Source organism: Streptomyces sp. TRM68367 (genome assembly GCF_014495685.1).
Taxonomy (GTDB): domain Bacteria; phylum Actinomycetota; class Actinomycetes; order Streptomycetales; family Streptomycetaceae; genus Streptomyces.
In genome coordinates, this window is sequence record NZ_JACTVI010000167.1 from 1 (window position 1) to 5,689 (window position 5,689).

At 66.5% G+C, this 5,689-nt stretch carries 9 protein-coding genes and 2 pseudogenes; 5 read left to right on the forward strand and 6 right to left on the reverse strand.

Annotation, left to right across the window (positions count from 1 at the left end):
- Positions 1 to 813 (forward strand): Hint domain-containing protein (locus H8R17_RS43095; protein WP_223126125.1); only part of this gene is annotated, 813 nt, incomplete at its 5' end.
- Positions 810 to 1,130, forward strand: coding sequence for a hypothetical protein (locus H8R17_RS43100; protein WP_187828631.1), 321 nt, complete (start codon positions 810 to 812; stop codon positions 1,128 to 1,130). The genes H8R17_RS43095 and H8R17_RS43100, both read left to right, overlap by 4 nt.
- Before the next feature lie 106 nt (positions 1,131 to 1,236).
- Here the strand turns inward: H8R17_RS43100 and H8R17_RS43105 are convergent.
- The 6 genes and pseudogenes from H8R17_RS43105 to H8R17_RS43125 form a co-directional block, all read right to left on the reverse strand.
- Positions 1,237 to 1,596, reverse strand: a pseudogene (locus H8R17_RS43105) (tyrosine-type recombinase/integrase); the annotation flags it as partial.
- A 66-nt stretch (positions 1,597 to 1,662) separates the two neighbouring features.
- Positions 1,663 to 1,869 (reverse strand): helix-turn-helix domain-containing protein, encoded by a 207-nt coding sequence (locus tag H8R17_RS48245; RefSeq protein WP_262505979.1) that lies wholly within the window; start codon positions 1,867 to 1,869, stop codon positions 1,663 to 1,665.
- A pseudogene (locus tag H8R17_RS48250) lies at positions 1,846 to 2,109 on the reverse strand (recombinase family protein); the annotation flags it as partial. The gene H8R17_RS48245 and the pseudogene H8R17_RS48250, both read right to left, overlap by 24 nt.
- 18 nt (positions 2,110 to 2,127) lie before the next feature.
- Entirely contained in the window at positions 2,128 to 2,496 is a 369-nt protein-coding gene (locus H8R17_RS43115) for a hypothetical protein (protein ID WP_187828633.1), read from the reverse strand.
- On the reverse strand, positions 2,493 to 2,801 hold the full coding sequence (locus H8R17_RS43120; RefSeq protein WP_187828641.1) for a hypothetical protein: 309 nt from the start codon (positions 2,799 to 2,801) through the stop codon (positions 2,493 to 2,495). The genes H8R17_RS43115 and H8R17_RS43120 overlap by 4 nt, the downstream gene beginning before the upstream one ends.
- A gap of 136 nt (positions 2,802 to 2,937) precedes the next feature.
- On the reverse strand, positions 2,938 to 4,134 hold the full coding sequence (locus H8R17_RS43125; protein ID WP_187828634.1) for a helix-turn-helix domain-containing protein: 1,197 nt from the start codon (positions 4,132 to 4,134) through the stop codon (positions 2,938 to 2,940).
- A gap of 86 nt (positions 4,135 to 4,220) precedes the next feature.
- Here H8R17_RS43125 and H8R17_RS43130 point away from each other — a divergent pair, with 86 nt between their 5' ends.
- The 3 genes from H8R17_RS43130 to H8R17_RS43140 form a co-directional block, all read left to right on the forward strand.
- The gene (locus tag H8R17_RS43130; protein WP_187828635.1) at positions 4,221 to 4,427 is read left to right on the forward strand and encodes an HNH endonuclease signature motif containing protein; all 207 of its coding nucleotides are present in this window, start codon (positions 4,221 to 4,223) and stop codon (positions 4,425 to 4,427) included.
- 80 nt (positions 4,428 to 4,507) lie between these two features.
- A complete protein-coding gene (locus tag H8R17_RS43135; RefSeq protein ID WP_187828636.1) occupies positions 4,508 to 5,119 on the forward strand; it encodes a T6SS immunity protein Tdi1 domain-containing protein in 612 nt (203 codons plus the stop codon).
- A gap of 179 nt (positions 5,120 to 5,298) precedes the next feature.
- Positions 5,299 to 5,689 (forward strand): hypothetical protein (locus H8R17_RS43140; protein ID WP_187828637.1); only part of this gene is annotated, 391 nt, incomplete at its 3' end.

The following is a 5,689-nucleotide window of genomic DNA, read 5'->3' on the forward strand; positions in this document are numbered from 1 at the left end:
GCGGAGTCCGCACAGACGGCAGAGGCGCAGGGCGACAAGATCGCGGGCGGCACGTGCAGTTTCTCGCCCGATACCAAGGTCCTGATGGGCAACGGCTCCGACAAGCGTATCGACCAGATCCAGGTCGGCGACACCGTCGAGTCCGGCAACCCCAGGACCGGCAAGCAGCAGGGCTCGCACACCGTCCAGCACGTGTGGATCAACCACGACCACGACCTGGTCGACGTCACCGTCCGCACCAAGGACGGCCACACCGCCACCCTGCACACCACGGCCAACCACCCCTTCAGGGACGACACCACCCACACCTGGGTCCCGGCTGGCAAACTCCACCGTGGCGATGCCCTGAACACCGCAAGCAACGGGCACGTCCACATCATCGCCGTCCGCACCACACCCGGCGCGGCCTACCGGTGGAACCTCACCGTCCAGCAGCTCCACACGTACTATGTGCTGGCGGGTGCCACGCCGGTCCTCGTTCACAATTGCAACACCACCGTGGGTCGATGGATGTCGGAAGATGAGTATCAAGCGATGAGCGACACGGGAAAGGTGCAAGCGGGAAGTGGCGGAACTTCCACGTACGTAGCGCATCCCGCTAACTCTGATGCCTACCGGAAGCAGGCTGCGCCAGGGTCGATCTACGCGGAGTTCGATGTGCCGTGTTCCTGCCTGAAGCCTGCTGGTGAACCCGGGTGGGCTCAGATACCCGGACCGCAGCATCCGATTTACGCGAAACTCAATGCCAAGCGTGGCCTTCCGCCGCCGGAAATGCCTTCATTCGAGAACCTCAGGATTGTAGACAGAAAATGAATGAAGCTCTGCCTGACCTGCTCAGGGTGAGAATCCATGAGTCTCGTCCGCGGTTGGAAGGAGCAGGAATTACGCTTGAGGTGTTCGATTCCGCAGAGCATGCGGAGAAGAAGTCCTTCGGGGTCTATGTGGAGAAAGAGGGGAGGGGGTTCTACCTGACAGTCTGGAATTCAGGCGAGGTTCAGGTGTCGACTATCGACTATGAGGTCGACCCTTCTCCCTGCGAGAAGTACTTGTCCGACGTGCATCCCGACCAGTTGAGGGCAGAGTTCGAGAAGCTGGTTGATTGGGTCTCTGGGAGCAGCGGCCAGAGCTGAATCAGTTCGGTTTCGATCACAGCCGAGCGCGTGATGGCATACGTGAAGCCCCGCCGATCCCGGCGGGGCTTCTGCGTGGTGGTGACGGCAGTAGTTGACGGCAACGTCAGCGGACGCGAGCTACGCAGGGTGGCGGTTCATCGCCGTTGGATCGCGCCGTCTCGGTGTCCTCCTGGCTGCCGAGCGCGGTGCTGAGGGCGTCGATGGCGTCTCGTTGGAGGCGGAGTCGGACGTGGGCGTAGACGGTGGCGGTGACGCCGATGTGGGCGTGGCCGAGGAGTTCCTTGATGACGACGAGTTCGACGCCCTGTTCCAGGAGCAGGGTGGCGGTGGAGTGCCTGAGGTCGTGGAAGCGGATGCGGCGGAGGCCGGCCTTGCGGAGGAGCGTGGTGAAGGTGCCGGTGAGGTTGGTCGGGTCGATCGGTCGGCCCTGCGCTGTGGTGAACACGTGCCCGTCGTGCTGCCACGTGGGGGTCCCAGTAGTTTTCGCCGAGAAAACAACGGAGTACCCCCTCAGCTGCGGTGATGCCGGCTACGCGGATCCTTGGGGCTGGCCTGGGACCTTGCTGAGGTGGCGGTAGATGGTGGGGCGGGTGACGGCGAATTCGTCGGCGATCTGCTGGACGGTGTAGTCGCCGGAGTCGTACATCTCTCGGGCGAGCTGGACCTGGCGGGGGCCGAGCTTGGGTTTCTGGCCGCCGGTGCGGCCTCGGGCCCGCGCTGCGGCCAGGCCGTCCAGGGTCCGCTCAGACATCAGGGCGTGTTCGAACTCGGCGATGGCGCCGAGGATCTGGAAGAACATGCGGCCGACGGCGGTGGAGGTGTCGATGCCCTGGTCAAGGACGACGAGGTCGACGCCGCGCGCTTGGAGTTCCTTGGAGAGCTCGATGAGGCTCTCCAGGGAGCGGCCGAGGCGGTCGAGCTTGGTGACCACGATCTGGTCGCCTTCGCGGGCGACGAGGAGGGCCTTGTCGAGTTCGGGGCGGCGGGCGAGCCGTTAGCGGCAGACGGCCGGGTACGAACTGTCCTGCTCGTCTTCGTCGTCTTCCAGGTCGTCCCCGGTGTCGAGATCGTCGTCGGCGGGTGTGGGCAGGCGTGCGCCGCGGCTGACCGCGATGCGGTGCACGTTGCCGAGTGCTTCAGTCAACTGGACTGCCAGCAGATGCAGTTCGCCCTGCGTCCACTGCCTCTTGTCCAGGACCTGCTTGGCTTCCTGGAAGAGTTCCCCGGCCAGGCCGAGCTGGGTTGCCTCCGTGTTGTCGGCGAGCCGGGAGAGGTATCCGGCCCCGTCGCCTGCGAGGTAACACGGCTTGCCCTCGGGCCCGGCCCACGGCAGCAGGCGCAGCTGTCCGGTCCCGCTCGTCATGCCATGACCTCCCCTGCGTGGATCAGCAGGGGACTGATGTCGATGCCGCGTACTTCCAGCCGGAGCGTGCGACGCCGAGCCTGCCGCTTCTGCGCCTCTCGCTGCTCGTGTGCGACCAGGTACGGGCGGACCAGCCCGATCTCCTGACCGCGCAGTACCCGGGCGGCCGGTACGCGAGGCGGGCATGCGGTCGACGCCTCTGCAGCAAGGCCGGCGGATGAGTGATCAGGTCTGCGATGGCGGCCCGGCGCGGGCCACAGCAGCCGCAGCAGCGGCTCGAAGACGCGGGCGATACAGTGCGGCATGTCGACGCTCCTTGTCAGCGTTGGCCATGCCCCCGGACCGTTCGCGCGGTCGGGGGGCCTGACGAGACGTCAGCCTGCCGACCGGCGATGCACCGCAGTTGCACCGAAGGGTGCAACTCCTCCTGCCAGAAATCCGCTATATCCCGACCCACTCCGCGTACTGCGCCAACGAGCCGTTACGCGCCCGCTCCCGCCGCTTCAGCGCCAGCACGGTCTCCCGCACGGTCGGGTGGTAACGGGTCTGCTGCGGGGCGATGCGCCGGGCCTGGTGCAGGCAGTCCAGCGCCTTATCCGGGTGGCCTGCCCAGGCGTGGGCCCGGCCGAGGTCCATCCAGTGGTGACCGGCCCGGGAACGGGTCCAGCCTCGCGGGATGCGTACGTTGTCCGCGAGTTCGATCGCACGCCCGAAGTCGTCAGCCTCCGAGGCGATCGCCACGGCATGCACACCGACGTTCACCGGTCCCCAGGTGACACCGAAGTCTGGCAACTCGCCTGTGGCCTGGGCAAGGGCGCGGGCCTCGGCCAGGCGGGCGTCGGCGTGGTCCCGGTCCTTCATCCGGCCCGCGATGGTCGCAGCACGCAGGTGCAGCATGCCCCGCATCGCCTCAGTACCCGCCGGGCGGCGTGACCCCTGGCCGTCGAGGTCCCGCAGCGCCCGGTCGACCACCCGCAGACCCACGTCGTACCGACCCGACGACAACGTGGTCTGCGCACGCAGAAAGGCATGCATCGCGGCCAGCCCCGGCTCGTCAGCGCGCGGCGCGGTCCACGCCAGCCGGTCCAGCGCGACGGTCGCCAGATCGAGGAAGCCGAGCTTCCACGCCACGGTGAACACACACCGAAACGTCTCCGCCAGACACTCGTAGGTCAGCCGCTGCTCCTCCCCGGTACTGGTGTGCACCGCCTGCACCGACTCGTCGATCAGCACGGGCAGGTCGCGCACCATGTCCGTGTACTGCGCCTGACGGCGCTGCTCCAGAGCCCGCTGGACATCCGCCCAGATCAACGAGGCCGGACGCGGAACCGTCTCCCAGTCCAGAGCGATGTCCCAGTTCTCCAGCCCCTCACGGATCGGCTGGATCAGGGCGTCCATGCGGTCGCGCCGCAGTTCGTCGGCATACGGCTGCCCCAGCAGGTCGGATGTGGAAACACCCAGTGCACGGGCACAGGCCGCAACGAGAGCCGGGGAAGCGGGCTTCTGCCCGCACTCGACCTTCGACAACAGCGACTTCGACAGGTGCGCCCGCATCGCCAGCCCCTGCTGCGTCAGACCGCGCTGCTTCCGGATACGGGCGATCCGAGCGCCGGTGTGCTCATCGATGCTCTGCGACACGGCGAACTCCGTTCTGCGGCAACACTCAGACGGTACCCCTGCCACACGGTCCCGCACCGGCCGAACGCAGCGGTGGCCAGCGGCGCATGATGAAGTCCGCCGGCATGGCGATCGAGGACACGGAGGATGCCGACCACCTGATCGACTTGCAACTCGGCGGTGCCGATGCCCTGGAGAACCTGTGGGCACTCGACAGATCGGTGAACCGGAGCCTCGGCGCGCAGATCGCCGCACAGATCAAATCCATGGGTCTGAATTCTGGAGACATAATCACTGGATTCAGAATCGGTTAATCTAGCCCAGGCGGAACCTGGACGCGGCCGGCTCCTCGTCGGCCGCGTCCAGGCGCTTACACTTACGAAAGGCGCAGCACATGCTGGCGAAATTGCTGGAACAGTTCCCGGTCACCGTGCGTGAATCGGAAATCGGCGAGCTTACGGACATTCCGGTACCTCTCCGCGGCATCTTCGAGTCCGTGGCCGGTGCCACCCTTGCCGATGGTTTCTACCGCTTTCACACGGTCGAATCCGCACGGCGTGGCAACGTCGCCTCCGCGAAACTGATCAAGGGTTTCGAGGGCCGCTTCTCCGTCTTCGCCTTCGACTGGCTGGGTCGTGAGCTTGCCGTCGATATTCGTGACGGGCAACTGGACGGCAAGGTCATCTGCGTGGACCCGGGCGGCGGCGAATACCTCACGACGGACTGCCCGCTCTCCGAGTGGCACGACGCTGTCGCGGGGGAGGAGGACCCACTCGCGTACCCCTTCTACCAGGAGTGGCGGGCGGCCAACCCTTCGGCGGGGCCGCTCGGTTACAGGCAGGCCATCGGGTACAAGGTGCCGCTGTTCCTGGGTGGCGAGGACGAGGTGCACAACCTCGACTTCTGCGACCGCGAGGTGTACTTCGAGCTGTGTACGCAGCTCGCCCACGGGGCGCGGAAGCTCGGGGTGGGAGAGACGGTTCAGTCGATCTCGTTCTCGGGTTGAGTGAGCCTTTCCCAGTAAGCGCGCGTCACTCGCTCGCGATGTCGGCGCTGCGGCCCGCGTGGTCCCCGCCGTACGCCGTGACCTGCTGCACCACCTGCCGTGCAGGCTGACCGAGCAGGTGGCGTTGCCGCCCTCCTTGCCCAGGACGATGGAGACGATCGCAGAATGCGGGCGGCACGGTGGCCGCGGACGCCGTGAAGGTGGTCCGCGACAACAGCGCCGACACCGACAACGAGAAGACCGCCTTCACCTACTCCTACGACGCCAACGGCAACCTGGTCGACCTGGCCGACGCCACTCCGGGCGCCCGCTACGACGACTACGCCGCCACCTTCGAGGTCAAGAGCGTGACGAAGACCGGTGGCGGGTCGAATGAGTCGTACGTCTACGACGACAACGGCAACGTGACGTCGCAGACCGTGGGCGGTCAGAGCAGCACGTCGAACTATGACCGCAACCGGCTGGCGACTACGGTCGTGGCGGGGGTGTCCTCCGGCTACCACTACGACCCCTACGGCCGGCTGGACAACGTCACCACCGCCGGCAGTGTGATCGAGCGCTACACCTACG

Coding starts and splice junctions, on each gene's coding strand:
- H8R17_RS43130 (WP_187828635.1), top strand. CDS start 4,221: ATGATGAAGTCCGCCGGCATGGCGATCGAGGACACGGAGGATGCCGAC.
- H8R17_RS43115 (WP_187828633.1), bottom strand. CDS start 2,496: ATGACGAGCGGGACCGGACAGCTGCGCCTGCTGCCGTGGGCCGGGCCC.
- H8R17_RS43100 (WP_187828631.1), top strand. CDS start 810: ATGAATGAAGCTCTGCCTGACCTGCTCAGGGTGAGAATCCATGAGTCT.
- H8R17_RS43135 (WP_187828636.1), top strand. CDS start 4,508: ATGCTGGCGAAATTGCTGGAACAGTTCCCGGTCACCGTGCGTGAATCG.
- H8R17_RS43120 (WP_187828641.1), bottom strand. CDS start 2,801: ATGCCGCACTGTATCGCCCGCGTCTTCGAGCCGCTGCTGCGGCTGCTG.